The following is an 18,183-nucleotide window of genomic DNA, read 5'->3' on the forward strand; positions in this document are numbered from 1 at the left end:
TCACCGCTTGTTGCCCCGAACGTCGTGGCGTTCGGGGCTTTTTTATCAACCGCCGGTTATCAGGTGGTTGTTCTGCAACAGATCATTTAGCGTGAGCTGCACATTCTCCAGAGTGACAAGGTCGGTTGATTTAAACGCGCTGCCGGCGCCGTCGCGATCGACGGATATCACCGTATTGGCGCCGCTGGTATGAACCTGAACAAAGTTACCCAGCGTCGCCGCCTGGTGATCCCAGCCGGTCAGCAGTTCGTGGATATCGATCTTGTCGCCCTGCGCGGTAGAGAAGTTTTGCCAGCGATCGACGCCGTTGCCGCCGGTCGCGTCCGCGCCGTTTAACAGATGGTAAATCAGCGTATCGCCATAGGCGGAGCCGATGAGAACATCGTTTTGGTTGGTACTGACGATTTGTGGCGCCATATCAATGGTCAATGTGGCGCTATCCGTATGACCCATCTTGTCATCCAGTTGATAGGTAAAGACCTCTTTACTGGTGATGGACGACATCGCGACGCCATTATTCAGGGTGTAGGTGTAAGCGCCATCGAGGTTAATTTGCAATGTGCCGTAATGTCCCTGAATCGTGGCGCTGGTGGTATTCGCCGCGGCGTCCAGCGTGGCGGCGCTGCCGTTATACCCGCTAATGCTCAGGCGGGTATTCACCGTATTAAGCTGATCCATCGCCCCCGCCGCATCGCTGCCGTCAAAAATATTGCCGAGAACGGTATGCGTTCCGGACGTTTCAAAATTATCCAGATCGACGGTGGTGCCGATGACGCGTGGCGTGATTGTCGCCGCCCCGGCCAGGGTATTGGTGCCGGTGAAGTTAAGCGTGTACGTTCCGGCATCCAGCTCCAGGCCGCTCAGGTTAACGGTCACCGTCGCGCTGCCCAGCGTGATATTCGCCACCGGAACGGTTCCGTTGCGTATGACGGTCCCGTTCTCCTGAATGGCCCAGCTAATATTCAGATTGCCCAGCGTAATGAGCGTGGAGACATCAAAAACCAGTGACGCGCCTTTAAGTACGGTGCCCGTTGCAACGTCAAAGGTGCCGCTCCCGCTGCCCGATTTGCCGAGTAGCCCCCAACTGGCGCTGCCGACGCTGGAGTCCAGCCAGGCAGCGGTATCCTGAAGCGTGGCGACGCTAAGGGTATCGCTGACATCATTAATCGCATCCAGCGCCCTGGCGGTTGGCGTGATATTGAGCGAGGCCGTATCGGTATCGCCGTTTGGCGCTTTGACCGTATAGATAAAGCTGTCCGGCGTTTTAATGCTGTCGGCGCCGACGCCGTTCTTCAGCGTGTAGGTATAGTTGCCTCTTGCGTCAATGATGAGCGAGCCATACAGCCCGTTTACCTCCGTCGTGCCGGTCGCCGCAATCGCCACGCCGTTTACTTCAGTGAGGAGGGCGCCCGTAGGGGCGACATCATTGGTCAGTACGTTGCCGGTGGTGTTGGCGGTGATACTGTCAACGGCATAGGTGTGGTCCAGGGAAATCGCCAACGTATAGCCAGTGAGGACGCTAATGCCGCTGGCGGTATTCAGCACGAACAGGTATTCGCCGCCAGGCAACGTCAGGGTCAGCGGCTGGGACTGTCCGGCTAACAGCAGGGTGTTAATCCAGCCCTTTTCCACCCGGAACTGCTCATATTGCTGAATGGCATCGTTGAAGCGATAAACGTACAGATCGAACGTGGAAACCAGTGAGACGCCGCCGACGGTTCCCTGTAACGTCATGGTTCGCGTAGCGCCTTCTTCAACGTTAAAGATGATCGGATTAGTCATATCATCAAGCAGATTCGCGTTCAGTACATTACCAAGTCCGACGCTTAATACCGTGACGCCGCTTTGTGTCGAGGGACCGTTGTTGACGTAGCTAACGTGAGTATCAAAGACCAGAGAGGCGTTATTGTCTGTCGCTATCACACTGCCCGGTACAGGCGCGGGACCCAAATTAATAACCAGTTGCGCGGCGCTGCTACCGACGCCATTCTGGGTGATGGTGTAGGTGAAGCTCTCTTTATGTCCGTATCCCGCCGTGGGCTTAGTCAGCGTGTAGGTGTAACTGCCATCCTGATTAATGTGCAGCGTGCCGTATTGTCCCTGGATATCCACGCCACCCGCGCCGACCGGCGTACTGACGCCGTTGGCGTTGGTGATGGCGGTGACCGTGGTGCCCGTCGGCGCGGTATCATCAGCCATGACGTTGCCGGTACTGATGGTTGGCCCGCTAATAATACCTGCGCTGGTCTGGTGTACATCGACATCCAGGCTGGTATATGACCCGGTGGCGAGCAGACTGGTATTATAAGTGAGTACCCGGTACTGGCCTTCGCCCAGTCCGCTCAGGTTCAGGGTAACGCCGCTCCCGGTCAGGGTAAGCAAATTCGCGAAGTCGCCAACGGCGGTGTTGACGATCGTCGTCCAGGCGCCGAGGCTGGTGTCGTAGCGCTGTACCACAATCTCCTGAGTACTGAGCAGTGAAAGCACGATTCCCGTTGCGGCGGCATCGATGGTGACGTCGCCCGTACCACCTTCAGCAATGGTGAACTCAACCTGAGCGGTATCGTTACCCAAAACCGAGGCGACATTGCCAAGCGCGCCAACCAGCAGCAGGCCGTAATCCGAATAGCTTTGCGTGCTGGTGACGGCGGTAGAGGTCAGATCAAGGCTGGTGATGTTATCCCTTGCCGCCAGCGGCAGAACCGGCGCGGTAATGCCTAACGTGCCAGAGGCGTTACCCGCAGCGTCAGTCGCCGTCACGTTAATGAGTTGACCTTCAATTTGTTTTGTCGGCAAGGTGAGAGACCATGCGCCGTTGCTGCCGGCGGTGGTGGTGAGCGTCACGCCGCCCGCCAGCGTGACGGTTACGGTGCTGTTTGCCTCTGCCTGTCCGGAAAGTGAACCGCCATCGGCGCTGAGCGTACCTGACGGCGTACCGGGCGCCAGCGTATCGACAATCACCGTCGCGGCGGTGGAGACGCTGCCTGTACCGTTGGCGTTAGTCGCGGTGGCGGTGAAGGCGTGGCTGCCTTCGGTCAAATTGCCTGTCGGGGTAAAGCTCCAGTTTCCGCTGGCGTTCGCCGTGGTGGTGCCGAGCAGCGCCCCGTTGTTATAAATGCTCACCGTGGCGCCCGCCTGAGCGGTACCATTCAATGTGGGTTGTGCGTCATTAGTGACCTGGCCGTTGGCGATAGCGCCGGTATAAATACCCACATCATCTACTACGTTGGTGATGATCGGTGCTTCCGGCACACGCGTATCGGGCGCGGTAAATCCGGCGGCAATGCCTGTGTTGCCTGCTTTATCCTGGGCAAATGCCAGTAGCGGCTGACCATTGGTCTGCGCGGGCGTGAGTGTGGCGGTGAAGCTGCCTGTACCGTCGGCGGTGGCGGTTCCCAGTACCACACCAGTCTCAGAGGTAATCGTCACTGTACTGCCTGCTTCCGCGGTGCCCGTCACGCGATTACCGGTAGCATTGATGACCAGGTTGCCGGGCGCGCCGGGCGCAATGGTATCCACGATAATCGTTGTCGATGGCGAAGCGGCGCTAACGTTGCCAGCCGCATCGGCGGCGCTAACGCTATAGGCGTGACTTCCCTGGCCGAGCGCGGAGGTTGGCGTCCAGCTCCAGTTGCCGCTGGCATTGGCGTTCACGGTCGCGACCAGCGCGCCATTATCGAAGATGCTTACCGCGCTGTTGGCTTCCGCAGTACCGTTGAGCGTCGGCTGTGTGTCGTTGGTCGATTGTCCATTGCCAATGGCGCCGGTATTGTTCGGGACATCATCAACGATGCTGGTTATAAGCGGAACCGTTGGCGCAAGGGTATCGACCACGATAGTAAAACCGCTGGTGGCCGGGCTAACGTTGCCTGCCGGGTCGGTGGCGGTCACTGTTAATGTGCGCGTACCGTCGTTTAACCCTGTCGTCGGCGTGAAGCTCCACGCGCCGCCCGCGTTAGCCGAGGTGACGCCAAGCAGAGTGTTGCCATCATAGATACTGACCACGCTGCCCGCTTCGGCAGTGCCGTTCAGCGTGGGGCGGTTATCATTGGTTATCTGACCATTAGCGAGATTTCCTGTGACCCAGCCCGCGACGTCATCCACTACGGACGTCAGGATCGGCGTTTGCGGCGCGGTGGTATCGACCGTCAGGGTGAAAGCCGTACTGTTCGGGCTGCTGTTTCCTGCGGCATCGGTGGCGACGGCGGTGATGACGTGCGTTCCGCTTGCCAGCGTTGAGGTGGAGACGCTCCACGCGCCGTCAGGCTGAGCCGTTGTCGTGCCAATGACCGTACCATTTTCATAGAGTGTGATCGTGGCGCCGGCTTCTGCGGTGCCGCTGAAGGTTGGCGTAGGATCGTTGGTATTTTGGCCGTTCGCGATCGTGCCGAGGCCTGGCGCCTGATCGTCACTGACTGATGTGATTACTGGCGTCAGCGGCGGCGTGGTATCGACGACGAAATTAACGCTGTCTGAAACGGGGCTGGCGTTGCCTGCGGCATCAACGGCAATGACGGTGATTACATGGTTGCCCGTCGCCAGCGAGGCGTCGGGCGTGTAGCGCCAGCTACTGCTATTGTCGGCGGGAATTTCAGCCAGCAGCGTGCCGTTATCGTAGAGACGAATAGCTGTGTTGGCTTCACGGGTGCCGCTAATGACAGGGCGCGCCTCGTCTGTGATCTGTCCTGAACTCAGATTGCCGGTAATGGGGCCCGTACCGTCGTAGACCGTATCAATAACAGGCGCGGCGGGAGCCGTGGTATCAATAGTAAACGAGCGTATTTCGGACGCGGCGCTGGTATTGCCTGCCGCATCGGTTGCTGTCGCCGTCAGGTTCCAGACGCCCGCGCCCAGCGAGGTAGACGGTGTAAAGCTCCAGCTACCGTTGGCCTGAACTTGCGCCGTGCCGACCAGCGCGCTGCCATTATAAATCGAGATGGTTGTACCCGCCTCACCGGTACCCGAGAGTGTTGGTCGGGTTTCGTTCGTCGAGCCGCCGTTGGGGACGATGCCCGTTACCGGCGCCGTATTGTCTGCCACGCTGGCGATAACCGGCGCGGCGGGCGGTGTGGCGTCAATCGTCAGCACAAATCCGCTGGACACCGCGCTGCTATTACCCGCCGGATCGGTGGCGCTAAGGGTGAACGTGTGGCTACCGTTTGCAAGCGGCGTCTGCGGCGTGAAACTCCACGTGCCGTCGCTATTCACCGTCGTGGTACCGATGGACGCGGAATTACCGTCAAGATAGACATTAATCGTCGCGCCTGCCTCTCCGCGCCCGTTCAGGGTGGGCGTCGCATCGTTCGTTAGCTGCCCGCTAACCAGGTTACCGGTAATACCGGGCTGGTCATCCACGACGGAGGTGAGAACCGGGATCGCCGGAGGCGTAATATCGACCACGATCGTCCACGGCGCGGAGACCGCGCTGGTATTGCCCGCCGGATCGGTAGCGCTAACCGTCAGATTATGGCTTCCCTCTGACAAATTGCGGGGCACCGGGAAGGTCCAGCTACCGTTTTCGCCTACCTGAGCCGTGCCAAGCGGCGTACCGTTATCAAAAATGGTGATTGTCGCGCCAGGTTCGCCAGTTCCGTTCAGTATTGGCTGCCGATCGTCGGTGGATTGCCCCGGTAACACCGGAACGGTCGGTTGGTTGTTATCGTCAATCACGGACGTGATAACCGGCACATCTGGCGCCTGCGCGTCAATGTTCAGCGTAAAGCCGTCCGAAGGCTGGCCGCTATTGCCGGCGGGATCGGTCGCTACGGCGGTAAAGATGTGCGCGTTGCTCTCCAGCGGCGCGTTCGGGGTGAAGCGCCAGTTGCCGCTTTGATCTACCGTGGCGGAACCGATTTCTACGCCGTTATCCAGAATGCGGATCGTGGCGCCTGCTTCTCCCGTTCCGTTGAGCGTCGGGCGTGAATCATTGGTGAGCGCGCCGTTATCCAGCGTACCGGTCATGCCGGGGACATCATCCGTTGCGCTGGTAATAACCGGTTGCGCCGGCGCGCTAAGATCGACAGTGATCCCGACCGGTGCGGACAGGCCGCCCGGGCCATTCGCATTGGTTGCCTGGACGGTGAAGTAATGTGTGCTTTCGCTTAATGGCGTCGTGATCTCAAAGATCCAGTTCCCGCTGGCGTCAACGGTGGCAAAGCCTGCCGAATCGCCATTAATGAAAACTTCAACGGTAGAGCCGATATCCGTGGTGCCGCGCAGCGTCGGCGTGGTGTCGTCCGTGGCGCCGCCCGCCGCAATATTCCCCTGTACGCTCCCGACATCATCTTCAATCGCCGTGATGGCCGGGACGGCGGGCAGACCGCTGTCGGAAGCGGGAAAATTCGTAGCCGGGCCGTTATTCCCCGCGCGATCGATAGCAATTGCCGTCAGCGTACCGCCATCGGTTTGCGCCGGACTGAGCGTAACGACGAATTCACCGGTGCCATTAGCGACAGCGCTGCCGACCAGGGTGCCATCGGCATGATGAATTTCAACGGTAGCGTAAGGATCGGCAAGTCCGGCCACGCGCGTGCCATCGTCGTCCACCGTCTGGACTGTTGGCGCGGGCGGGGCGGTGATATCCACGGTAATGGTGATCGGCTGGGTTTGCGCCGTGGTATTTCCAGCATCGTCAGTCGCGCTGAAGGTTAGCGCATGGCTGGCTTCTGACAATTCGGGCGTATTGAATGTCCAGGTTCCGTCGGTGACGAGCGCCGTCCCGATTGCCACGCCATTGTCGTAAATCGTGACGGTGCTGCCGTTTTCGCCGCTGCCGTTGATAGTCAGCGTCCGATCGTTAGTAAAGGCGCCATCGGTTAATGGCCCGGTCACTGGCGCAACATCGTCAAGGATTTCATTGACGACGGGCGGCTGCAACGGAACGGTGTCGACGGTAAAGGTAAAGCTGTTCGATACGCCGCTGCTGTTTCCGGCGGCATCGGCGGCAATGGCGGTCAGGGTGTAGACGCCATCCGGCAACGCGCTGGTCACCGCTAGCGTCCAGGTGCCGGTCTCATCGACGGTGACTACGCCTAAAACGCTGCTGCCGTTATAGAGCGTAATAATGCTGCCGATGTCGCCAGTGCCGTGAATGACCGGTGTATTGTCGTCAGTGGTTGCGCCGCTGACAATAGTATCCTGGACTTCGCCGACGTTATCTTCGGCAAAAGTGATAACTGGATTGGCGGGCGCAGTGGTGTCTAGCGTAAAAGTGACTGAGGCGGAAGGCGGACTGATATTGCCCGCTATATCGGTTTCCGTGACGGTAATGGTATAGGTTTCTGGCGTCAGTGCCGCAGGCGTAAAGTTCCAGCTACCGTTATCGCCTACCGTTGTGCGACCAATTTCACTGCCATTATTGTAGAGAATAATCGTGCTGCCGATCTCTCCCGTGCCGCTGAAGGTCGGTGTGGCATCGTTCGTTGCGCCATTATTGCCGATGTTGCCGATAACCGGCGTGACGTTATCGCTGATTAGCGGCGCGTCAGGCTGCGCTGGAGGCTGGGTATCAAGGGTAACGGAGAAAACGCTGGAGGTGGGGCTACTATTGCCTGCGGCATCCGTGGCGGTGGCCGTCAGGATGTTTAATCCTTCGCTCAGATTACGGGTTAGCGGATAGGTCCAGCTACCCTGTGGATTGACCTGGACGGTAGCCAGTTCTACGCCGTTATTGTACAGGGTGATGATGGCGCCGGGTTCGCCGGTGCCGCTGAGGGTCGGCATACGCTGATTGGTAATACTGCCGTTTGCCAGTAGCACCTCGCCTTCTCCGCCGGTGATGGCGGCTGACACGATCTGCGGCGCATCCGGCGCCTGGGTATCGACGCGCAGGGTAAAGCTGAGGGATTCGGGACTTTCGTTCCCCGCCGGATCGTTGGCGCGAGCGGTCAGAAGGTGGTCGCCGTCGCCCAGCGCGGCAGGCGGCGTAAACTGCCAGCGCCCGTCCGTGCCGACCAGCGCCTGACCTATGGCATTGCCGTTATCGTAAAGGATGATTGTGTCGCCTGCGGTGCCGCTACCGCTCAACCGGGGCTGGGATTCCTGGGTAATCTGATTGGTATCAATCGTATTTCCGTCGCCGTCAGCTACGCCGATAACGCCGGGGGCGGCAGGGGCCTGGGTATCAATGGTAATCGTAAAATCGGTCGAAAAAGGCGTGGTGTTGCCGTTACTGTCGCTGGCCGTCACAGTAAAGGTGTAGGTGTCGTCCGCCAGTGGCGAGGTCGTGGTGTAGGCGTAGCTCCAGACGCCGGAATTACCGACGATAATATCTGCTATCCGGGCGCCATTCTGATACAGGTGTACTGTGGAACCCGGTTCACCTGTACCGTTAATCGTTGGCGTGCTGTCGTTAGTGAGCCCCAGATGCGCGACGCTACCGAGAATACCCGGCGCATCATCTGTAATGAAGGTGATTACCGGTTGCTGCGGCGATTGCGTATCGACCACCAGGTCGAATGACTCGGCCGGACTGGCATTGCCTTTAGCGTCGGTTGCGATTACGGTCAGTCGATGCGCGCCTTCACCTAAATTTTGCGACGGCGTAAACGTCCAGGCGCCGTTGGGCTGTAGCGTGGCGAGTCCCAGCGAAACACCGTTATCAAAAATTTCGACACGCGCGCCAGCCTCCGCCGTACCGCTAAGGGTGGGGCGGTTGTCATTGGTGGTTTGTCCGTTAACCAGCGGCCCGGTGAAGCTTTCAACATCGTCCAGCACCTGAGTGATAATGGGCTTATCCGGGGCGGTGATATCGGGCGCTTGCGCTGTAGTTGGCGGGCTGACATTGTTGGCGCTGTCGGTGGCGGTGACGGTAACCTGTTCGCCGTTGGTCTGTGCGGGGACGAGGGGAAGGGTAAAATGACCTTCGCCATCTGCTTTGCCGCTGCCAAGCGGCTTGCCGTCCGGCGTGGCGATCGTGATGGCGCTACCCGGTTCGGCGGTGCCGCTGATACTGGTGCCATCCTCACTAATTACCACGTTTTTTGGCATTTCCGGCGCGGTACTGTCCGGCGCGATAACCGTCGCGGCGGCGCTTTCGTTTTTCGCGACATCGGTGGCGGTAGCGATAAGCGCCTGGCCGTTAGTCTGCGCCGTATTCAGCGGAACGATAAATTGTCCGTTGCCATTAGCGACGGCGCTGCCAAGTACGGTGTTGCTACTGTCGCGGATAGTGACCGTTGCCCCGGCTTCCGCCTGACCGCTTACGGACAGACCGTCGGTCGCCACGATAAGACCGTCCGGTGCCGCAGGCGCAGTTTTATCCGGCGCGTTCAGCGTTTCTACCGGACCGCTATTCGCGGCTTTATCGGTAACGCTAATGCTTAATGTTTCGCCGTTAATTTTCGCCGGGCTAATACCTATTGAGAAGGTACCGTCGTCGCCTGCCGTTCCACTCCCGAGCGTATTTCCCAGGCTGTCTTTGATAACCACAGTACTGCCAGCTTCCGTAGTGCCGGTGAGTCTGTCGCCGACGTCGCTAACCGCCAGGCCTTCCAGCACCGGCGGCTGCGTGTCGATATCAATGGTAAAGGAGACGGACTGCCCGCTGGTGCCGCGATCGTTGGTCGCGGTAGCGGTAAAGACATGGTCGCCATCGGCAAGCGCCAGCGAGGGGGTAAAGCTCCATTTGCCGTCAGCGTCAGCGACAATGGGCGGAAAGGTCGGTACAGGAAAGCCATTATCGTTAATCGATATCGTACTGCCTGGTTCAGCAGTACCGCTGAGGGTTGGGCGGTTATCATCTGTGGCATCGCCATTTTTCAGTAGCCCGGTAACGGCGCCAGCGTCATCCGTCACGGTAAGGATAGTCGGCTGGGCAGGATACTGTGAATCAGAAGCGGTAAACTCCGTGGCGGGGCCGATGTTACCGACGGCGTCCTGAATACGCGCTTCCAGACGCTCGCCGTGGGTCTGAGCCGGATTCAGCGTGATGCTGAAGTGGTTATTTTCTCCGGTAATCGTGGAGCCCAGGTAATTTCCCGCCGGGTCATAGATCGACACGGTACTGCCAGCTTCAGCGGTGCCGCTAACGGTTGTGCCGTCTTTCGCAACATTATCAATGATAGCGGCGTCAGGCGGTGTGGTGTCCACAATGATAGTAGGCGTTGTCGTCACGCGGCTCGTGTTTCCGGCTTTGTCGCTTTGTTCGACGGTAAAGGTATGTTCGCCATCGCTTAACGGCGTAGTCGGCGTAAAGGTCCAGCGTCCATTTTCGTCTACGGTAGCGCTGCCGATAACGGTTGAACCCTCTTTAATCGTGATGGTATTGCCTGCCTCTCCCTGCCCGGAAAATAGCGGTTTTGCCTCGTCAGTCCGGTCATTATTCTGTAGCGGCCCGGTGAGCAAACCGGTGTTATCGGCAATCAGTTCAACGCGTGGGGCATCGGGGCTGAGTGTGTCGATAGTCAGCGTAAAGCGGGCTGATTCGCTACTTTCGCCTTTAACGTTAGTCGCAATGGCGGTGAAATGATTTTCCCCATCCGCTAGCGCGCTGGTAATGGCAAAACGCCAGTTTCCGCTGGTATCAACCGTTGTTGAGCCTATTTCCTGACCATTGGCGTAAATATGGATGACTGTGCCTGCGCTGCCGGTGCCCTCCAGAGTGGGGGTACTGTCGTTCGTAAACTGATTATTGCTCAGCGTGCCGGTGAGGGGAGCGGCATCATCGATAGCGGCGGTGATAACCGGTGTATCGGGGAGAGGAATGTTGGGCGCATCAATGGTTGCGGATGGGCCGGTATTGCCGGCATCGTCAGTCGCGGTCACGGTAAGTTGTTCGCCGCTAATCTGTGGCGCTGTCAGATCAATACTAAATTTACCGTCGCTATCCGCTTTGCCCTCGCCAACGACGTTACCTGAGGGATCTTTGATGGTAATGATACTGCCCGCTTCGGCCTCGCCGCTCACCGTTTTTCCGTCCGCTGAAATCAATAATTCGCCGGGAGCGAGAGGCGGGGTAGTATCTACAGGATTACTGCTACCTGGAGTATTGCCGTTGGGGGTACTGCCGCCGGGATTGCTGTTATCAGGGGGATTACCGTCAGGATTGGTGTTATCGGGGGGCGGATTATCGCCATCCGAATGATGGTGGGAATCGCCGCCGCCGGAAGACGCGATAGCGGCAATACCGCCAGCCGCCACCGCACCAGCCAGTACCCACGGCCAAACGGCGCCGCCTGCTTCATGGGAAACGCCGGAAGTGACCAGCAGCTCATTAATATCAGCGATTTGTTCAAAATGTAGCCCGGCTTGCGGATTTTCTACCCACCATAACGTGCCATCGTTTTCTGCCAGTACTAACTGGCTTGCGCCCAGATCGTTGGTAACGTAAAAGTTTTTAATCGTGATCGTTTCGCCGGAATGGAGCCTCACCACCAGATCCTGATTAATGCGCGTAAGTTGACTAATTTCCTCCCGGGCCACTGATAATTTAACAATTGACGGGGCGTTAAGAGTGACCGCTGAGGATTCCACAGTGGTGGAGACGCCAGTCAATTTCGAAACCACGGCGAGTAGACGCATAAATTAGCTCCTGATGGATTTGCTCTGTGTATTAATTAACGGGCACGACGTTCAGGGCAAAATGCGTAGACGAGCCTTCCCGTTCATCGTGAGAGATGAATTTCCGTCGCCATATTCTTTTTTATGAGCGTAGGTGAAGGTCTGGTTTTCTCGCCGAATAACCCTTTGTTTTTTGTGCCTGACTAGTGCTTTCGTATTAGATGATATAGTCAGAAAAAAATCTTTCTGCAAATTAAGATCTATTGATAAAGGTGTTAGTGCGTCTGAAATATAACGAAGTTTGTGTTAAGGAGAGGTGGGGTAGGCTAACAACGCATGATGGTTTTTTATTTATCTTTATGTTTTATAATGAGTTTTAATTTAATCTTCTTTTTCTTTTTTAACATAAAAACAATACCTTTTGTGAAGGTATTCAGCAATATTAAATTTTATAAAAATCATTTGAAGTATTGTGTTATTAGGCTATAAAAATTTTTTAAACAAAGAATATATTCTTGTTGTGGTATTTATTGCTATTGATAAGCGTCAGACACAGAGAATATATTTTCGAGGCATGCATGAGATATGAACATTGACCAGCTTCATACTGAGAAGCTGGTCACAAAAAATGTCTATTATCGGCCTGCATTTTTCATAATGCGTGCTTTATCCAGTTGCCACTCACGTTCTTTAAGATCGGAACGTTTATCATGTTGTTTTTTACCTTTCGCCACGCCGATCTTCACTTTGCACCAGGCATTTTTCCAGTACAGAGAAAGCGCGACGACAGTATAACCTTCACGATTAATACGGCCATACAGTGAATCAAGCTCACGCTGATTTAACAACAGTTTGCGGGTTCGGGTTGGGTCGCATACGACATGTGTCGAGGCGACCGCCATCGGCGTAAAGTTTGCGCCAAACAGCCAGGCCTCGCCATCTTTGAGGATAACGTAACTGTCGCCGATATTGGCTTTTCCTGCGCGCAGAGATTTTACTTCCCAGCCTTGCAGGGCGAGACCAGCCTCGAACTCTTCTTCGATAAAGTATTCGTGCCGGGCGCGCTTATTCAGCGCGATGGTGGCTGAGCCCGGTTTATGTGCTTTTTTCTTCGTCATAAGTGTCGTGAATTCATAGGTAATCTGATATCGAAAACACCCCATTACGTCCTGATGAGGTGCAAAAATCTATCTTAGCATGAGTTGGGCTATGCACGCACAATTAAGGCATGACGGTTGGGGACAGCATTTTTTTTACTCGCTGATAAGTGGTATTATTTACACGATTTATGTTGATGGGAATTGCTATGCCTCAGATTAGTCGGACTGCTTTAGTCCCCTACAGTGCGGAACAGATGTATCAGTTAGTGAATGACGTGCAATCGTATCCCCAGTTTTTGCCTGGGTGTGTTGGTAGTCGCGTCCTGGAGTCATCGCCAGCACAGATGACGGCGGCTGTTGACGTGTCGAAGGCGGGTATCAGCAAGACGTTTACGACGCGTAATCAGCTAACGCGTAACCAGAGTATTCTGATGCATCTGGTGGATGGCCCCTTTAAAAAGCTGATCGGCGGCTGGAAATTTACCCCGCTCAGCCCCGAGGCGTGCCGCATTGAGTTTCAGCTTGATTTTGAGTTTACCAATAAACTCATTGAGCTGGCGTTTGGTCGTATATTCAAAGAGTTAGCGTCCAACATGGTGCAGGCGTTTACGGTTCGCGCCAAAGAGGTTTACCGTGCCGGATAAACTTGTGGTTGAAGTGGCTTATGCGCTGCCGGAAAAGCAGTATTTGCAGCGCGTAACGCTGGAGGAGGGCGCGACGGTCGAAGAGGCGATTCGCGCTTCCGGCTTGCTGGAATTGCGCACGGATATCGATCTGGCGAAAAATAAAGTAGGTATCTACAGTCGTCCGGTAAAACTCACCGATACGGTGCAGGATGGCGATCGGGTTGAAATTTACCGTCCCTTAATCGCCGATCCAAAAGCATTACGCCGCCAGCGTGCCGAAAAATCGGCTGGCAGATAATTAGCCTCTTTTGCCGGATAACGGTGTGAAAGCCGTACCACACCTGAAGCACAGGCGTGCCTGTAAGCCAGATAAACGTAGCGCCATCAGGCAAATTCGTACCAAATGGCGGGGGAGAGGTTTGCAGGCCTGATGAACGTAACCTCATCAGGCGGTATCACAAAATTACTTCGTCAACGCCGGTTTGTTATCAATATTGGTTAACACGCCGCTGCTGTTAAAGGTGAGCGTCAGAGTCTGCTGCGTCACGTTCTCATGTCCTGGCTGCTGGCGGAAGACATAAAACCAGGTGTTCGTACCAAAAGGATCGGTCATCATCGGCGTGCCTAAAGCATACGCAACCTGTTGTTGCGTCATACCAACACGCACTTTGGCGACATCCGTAGGTGTAAGATAGTTCCCCTGATTGATGTCAGGTCGGTAAACCACTCGCTCCAGAGTGGAACAGCCTGCGGTCAACATCAGGAGTACTGCTGCGGCAGCAGTCAGCGTTTTACAGCGCATAGTGATTGGGTTCCTTTTCGGGCCTGAGCAGTACGTGGCTCATATTAATATGCCGATGATAATAGACCTTTCATCACTTTAAAACCTTTTGCTGTCGGGTCTTACGGCGTTTTTGTTGTGAACTCAGACCTTCGGGAGATAAAAAAGTTTACGCCGCCAGCAGTTCTTTTGCGTTTGCCAGCGTATTACGCGTAACTTCACTTCCTCCCAACAGGCGGGCCAGTTCCTGTAAACGCGCACGTTTATCCAACGGTTGCATATGGGTTTCGGTCATTGCCCCGTCTGTTTCTTTACTGACAAAGAAGTGCTGGTGACCGCACCCGGCTACCTGTGGCAGGTGAGTGACGCACATCACCTGAGTGGATTCGCCAAGCTGACGCAGGAGTTTACCGACCACGGCGGCGGTTGGGCCGCTGATGCCAACATCGACCTCGTCAAAAATTAGCGCCGGCGTTTCCATTTTGCGCGCGGTAATCACCTGAATAGCCAGCGCAATGCGCGACAGTTCACCGCCAGACGCGACTTTAGCGATAGGCTGCAGCGGCTGACCCGGGTTTGTCGTCACTTTAAACTCCACGCGATCGGCGCCGTCGTTGCTCAGATGATGCTCATCAAATTTCACGTCGATAGTAAACAGACCGTGCGGCATCGAAAGTAAATGCATACTTTCAGTGATCAACTGCCCCAGCTCCTGGGCGTAAAACTGACGCTGTTGATGCAGCGCTTGCGCCGTTTCCAGCGCTTGTTGGTGATGCTTATTAACCGCCAGCGTTAGCGTTTCCAGCGAATCGGCCTGATCGTCGAGCTGCTGCTGTTCTTCGAGCAGTGACTGATAAAGCTGCGGCAGCGCTTCCGGGCTGACATGATGTTTTCGCGCCAGCGAAATTTGTTTAGCGATGCGCTGTTCAAGTTCAAACAGGCGATTGGGGTCTAAATCCAGACGCTCGCAATAGTGGCGTAATTCATCGCTGGCTTCGGTGAGTTGGATAGTGGCTTCTTCCAGCATATCCAGGATGCCGGAAAGCTTGCTGTCCATACCTACCAGCTCGCTAACCAGTTGTTTTGCGCTATATAACTGGCTTTGCAGGTTAACGTCTTCGCCGTCCGCGAGTAGCGCCAGAGCGTTCTGGCTGGTCGTAAGCAACTGCCCGCTGTTGGCCAGCCGTTTGTACTCTTCGTCAATTTGCTCGAATTCGCCGGCCTGCGGATTAAAGTCGTTCAACTCTTTTAACTGATATTGCAGCAGTTCCGCGCGCGCGGCGCGTTCCTGGCTTTGTTGCTGGTGATGGGCGAGATCGCGGCAGCTTTGATGCCATAATTGGTAGCGAGCAGCCATCTGCTGCGCTAAAGCGGCTTCGTTGGCATAGCTATCCAGCAGCGATTTTTGCTGTTCGGGTTTGGTAAGCTGCTGGTGCGCATGTTGGCCGTGAATTTGAATCAGCAACTGACCGAGCTCGCGCAATTGAGACAGGGGCACAGCGGTGCCGTTAATAAAGCCCCGTGAGCGGCCATCGCTGCTGATAACGCGGCGAAGTAAGCATTCGCGCCCTTCTTCAAGCTGGTTTTCTTCCAGCCAGCGCAATGCCGCAGGCGTGTCTTTCAGCGCAAAGCGGGCACACAAATCGGCACGGGTCGCTCCGGTACGGACCATATCGGCCTCAGCGCGACCGCCCAGACACAGACCCAGGGCATCAATCGCAATAGATTTACCCGCGCCGGTTTCACCAGTAATGACGGTCATTCCGCTCTGAAAATCGATCTCAAGCTCACGAACGATAGCAAAATTGCTGATGGTCAGTTGCGCCAACATAGCTGTTTTCCTGTATGAAAAACCATGACTGTAATTAAATACAGTATAAACTGGTTTTTTATACAGTAAAGAGGCTAACGTAAAATTAGAATAATTTTTTTGACCAGCCGAGTTTTGTGCTTAATGTATTGAAATAGCTATAGTCTTTGGGATGTATCAGGTTGAGATGGTAGTCGCAGCGGCGAATCAGCACATCTTCTCCTTCCTGAATAGGCAGCGCTATCTGACTGTCGCAGCTAATTTCCAGATCGCTACGGCGATGCGAAAAACGCAGACGAATCGTGCTACTGCTGTTAATGACTAACGGGCGCGCCGACAAGGTATGCGGGAACATCGGCACCAGGGTGATGGCATCCAGTGAAGGGGTCAGAATAGGGCCGCCTGCGGAGAGTGAATAGGCGGTGGAGCCGGTCGGCGTAGAAATGATTAGACCATCAGACCGCTGTGAAAAAGCGAAGGTTTCATCAATATAAACCTCGAATTCGATCATATGCGCCACTTTTCCCGGATGCAGCACCACTTCATTAATGGCTGTGCTGATACGCTTCTGGCGCTCCTGTTGGCAGACCTGCGCTTCCAGCAGAAAACGTTTTTCGGAGATATAGCGTCCTTCCAGCACATCAGATAATTGTTGCAGGGCGTTGTCCGGATCGAGATCGGTCAGGAAGCCAAGATTACCGCGGTTAATGCCAATCACATTGATGTCATAACGCGCCAGCGTACGCGCTGCGCCAAGCATATTGCCGTCGCCGCCCACGACTACCGCCAGATCCGCCTGTTGACCAATTTCCGCCAGCGTGCCGGTTGGCACATTTTTTAGCTGTAATTCGTGGGCGATTTGTTGCTCCACAATGACCTCATAACCCTGAGCGCATAGCCAACGGTAGAGCATTTCATGTGTCGTGAGTGCGGTGGGATGACGCGGATGCCCCACAATGCCGATACACTTGAAATGATTATTCATTTTTCTGAGGTCCTTGTAGCGAAGATTGATGACAATGTGAGTACTTCCCTTGAAACCCTGAATCTGATCCCCATAATAAGCGAAGTTAGCGAGATGAATGCGAAAAAAAACGCGGAGAAATTCATGAGTAGTAAAGAACAGAAAACGCCTGAGGGGCAAGCCCCGGAAGAAATTATCATGGATCAGCACGAAGAGGTTGAGGCAGTTGAACCAAACGATTCTGCTGAGCAGGTGGATCCGCGCGATGAAAAAATTGCGAATCTGGAAGTTCAGCTTGCCGAAGCCCAGACTCGCGAACGCGACACCGTGTTGCGTATCAAAGCGGAAATGGAAAACCTGCGCCGTCGTACTGAACAGGATATCGAAAAAGCGCATAAATTCGCTCTCGAGAAGTTCGTCAACGAATTGCTGCCGGTAATCGATAGCCTGGATCGCGCGCTGGAAGTCGCAGACAAAGCCAATCCGGATATGGCGGCAATGGTCGAAGGGATTGAGCTGACGCTGAAGTCTATGCTGGATGTGGTGCGTAAGTTCGGCGTGGAAGTGATTGCTGAGACCAACGTGCCGCTGGACCCGAACGTGCATCAGGCGATTGCGATGGTGGAGTCGGAAGAGGTTCCGGCAGGCAATGTGCTGGGTATTATGCAGAAAGGCTATACGCTGAACGGTCGTACCATTCGCGCGGCGATGGTGACTGTAGCGAAGGCGAAGTAAAAGTCTGATGGCCGATGTAAAGTCGGCCATTTTTTTAGCTTAAAAAATCCTGCACTTCCAGCCACGGCGTGTTGAAATCCTCTATTTTTTTATATTCGCTCATTGGCAGAACGACCACATTATAGGTGTCAGATCCTTCATTCAGATCAAAAATCTGGAAGCCCCTCTTATTGAGTTCGGTCTGGATGCGTTCAAAGATCTCGTCAAGGTAACGGTCCCCGGCTTCACAGACATCGGAGATTTCATCCTCTTGGGTTATTTCGACAAGAAGATTTCTTAATTCCTCAGAATCCGTCAGGTTTTTTGTGAGTTCATAAAAGCGATCTGCGGCAAAATTAGCCAGTTCGCCTTCTTCATCTTCACCTTTCCAGTCAACGAGGTGAATAAATCCTTCGCCGCGTAGAACTTGTAAAAATGCCTGTGCCAGCTCGTTATTTCCGAGATCGCCACCGCTACAATCCAGGACGTCCTGCAACCCATATTCGTCTTCATCTTCGTCTTCAAAGATTTCAGGTTGCGTCGAAAGTTGAGAGAAAATAGTGGGCCATAAGGTTGGGTTGTGTGATAAAAAAACGTTGGCGACGACGTTGAGGTCGTCTGCAAAATTCTTATCCCATTCAATTACATAATCTTCTGACATAACATCAATATCCTTTCTGAATGCCTGA

At 55.0% G+C, this 18,183-nt stretch carries 9 protein-coding genes; 3 read left to right on the forward strand and 6 right to left on the reverse strand.

From position 1 onward, the window contains the following. Nucleotides 1-45: 45 nt before the first annotated feature. Entirely contained in the window at nt 46-11,520 is an 11,475-nt protein-coding gene (gene bapA / locus J4617_RS10690; RefSeq protein WP_208290691.1) for a biofilm-associated protein BapA, read from the reverse strand. Between the two features lie 614 nt (nt 11,521-12,134). Continuing rightward, nucleotides 12,135-12,617 carry an SsrA-binding protein SmpB gene (gene smpB / locus J4617_RS10695; protein ID WP_001518569.1) on the reverse strand — a complete coding sequence of 161 codons (483 nt, stop codon included), beginning with the start codon at nt 12,615-12,617 and terminating at the stop codon, nt 12,135-12,137. 188 nt (nt 12,618-12,805) lie between these two features. On the opposite strand from smpB, the gene J4617_RS10700 reads away from it, so the two are divergent. Both J4617_RS10700 and J4617_RS10705 read left to right on the forward strand, forming a co-directional pair. Then, nucleotides 12,806-13,243: a type II toxin-antitoxin system RatA family toxin gene (locus J4617_RS10700; protein WP_001537508.1), complete on the forward strand. Its 438-nt coding sequence runs from the start codon at nt 12,806-12,808 to the stop codon at nt 13,241-13,243. Next, entirely contained in the window at nt 13,233-13,523 is a 291-nt protein-coding gene (locus tag J4617_RS10705; RefSeq protein ID WP_001112990.1) for an RnfH family protein, read from the forward strand. Before J4617_RS10700 ends, J4617_RS10705 begins: the two co-directional genes overlap by 11 nt. Nucleotides 13,524-13,688: 165 nt before the next feature. Here J4617_RS10705 and bamE read toward each other — a convergent pair whose 3' ends face one another. From bamE to nadK, 3 genes are all read right to left on the reverse strand, one after another. Next, nucleotides 13,689-14,027, reverse strand: coding sequence for an outer membrane protein assembly factor BamE (bamE, locus tag J4617_RS10710; protein ID WP_001203445.1), 339 nt, complete (start codon nt 14,025-14,027; stop codon nt 13,689-13,691). Between the two features lie 148 nt (nt 14,028-14,175). After that, nucleotides 14,176-15,837 (reverse strand): DNA repair protein RecN, encoded by a 1,662-nt coding sequence (gene recN / locus J4617_RS10715; protein WP_000880965.1) that lies wholly within the window; start codon nt 15,835-15,837, stop codon nt 14,176-14,178. An 85-nt stretch (nt 15,838-15,922) separates the two neighbouring features. After that, nucleotides 15,923-16,801, reverse strand: coding sequence for an NAD(+) kinase (gene nadK, locus J4617_RS10720; RefSeq protein ID WP_001619578.1), 879 nt, complete (start codon nt 16,799-16,801; stop codon nt 15,923-15,925). Nucleotides 16,802-16,924: 123 nt separating this feature from the next. On the opposite strand from nadK, the gene grpE reads away from it, so the two are divergent. Continuing rightward, nucleotides 16,925-17,515: a nucleotide exchange factor GrpE gene (gene grpE, locus J4617_RS10725; RefSeq protein ID WP_001518875.1), complete on the forward strand. Its 591-nt coding sequence runs from the start codon at nt 16,925-16,927 to the stop codon at nt 17,513-17,515. Nucleotides 17,516-17,549: 34 nt separating this feature from the next. On the opposite strand, the gene J4617_RS10730 is transcribed toward grpE, so the two are convergent. Beyond that, entirely contained in the window at nt 17,550-18,155 is a 606-nt protein-coding gene (locus tag J4617_RS10730; RefSeq protein WP_001287923.1) for a hypothetical protein, read from the reverse strand. Nucleotides 18,156-18,183 lie beyond the last annotated feature (28 nt).

Origin of the sequence: Salmonella sp. 32010601201800023SM, assembly GCF_017572235.1 — a bacterium.
Taxonomy (GTDB): domain Bacteria; phylum Pseudomonadota; class Gammaproteobacteria; order Enterobacterales; family Enterobacteriaceae; genus Salmonella; species Salmonella enterica.

Coding starts and splice junctions, on each gene's coding strand:
- smpB (WP_001518569.1), bottom strand. CDS start 12,617: ATGACGAAGAAAAAAGCACATAAACCGGGCTCAGCCACCATCGCGCTG.
- recN (WP_000880965.1), bottom strand. CDS start 15,837: ATGTTGGCGCAACTGACCATCAGCAATTTTGCTATCGTTCGTGAGCTT.
- nadK (WP_001619578.1), bottom strand. CDS start 16,801: ATGAATAATCATTTCAAGTGTATCGGCATTGTGGGGCATCCGCGTCAT.
- bamE (WP_001203445.1), bottom strand. CDS start 14,027: ATGCGCTGTAAAACGCTGACTGCTGCCGCAGCAGTACTCCTGATGTTG.
- J4617_RS10730 (WP_001287923.1), bottom strand. CDS start 18,155: ATGTCAGAAGATTATGTAATTGAATGGGATAAGAATTTTGCAGACGAC.
- grpE (WP_001518875.1), top strand. CDS start 16,925: ATGAGTAGTAAAGAACAGAAAACGCCTGAGGGGCAAGCCCCGGAAGAA.
- bapA (WP_208290691.1), bottom strand. CDS start 11,520: ATGCGTCTACTCGCCGTGGTTTCGAAATTGACTGGCGTCTCCACCACT.
- J4617_RS10700 (WP_001537508.1), top strand. CDS start 12,806: ATGCCTCAGATTAGTCGGACTGCTTTAGTCCCCTACAGTGCGGAACAG.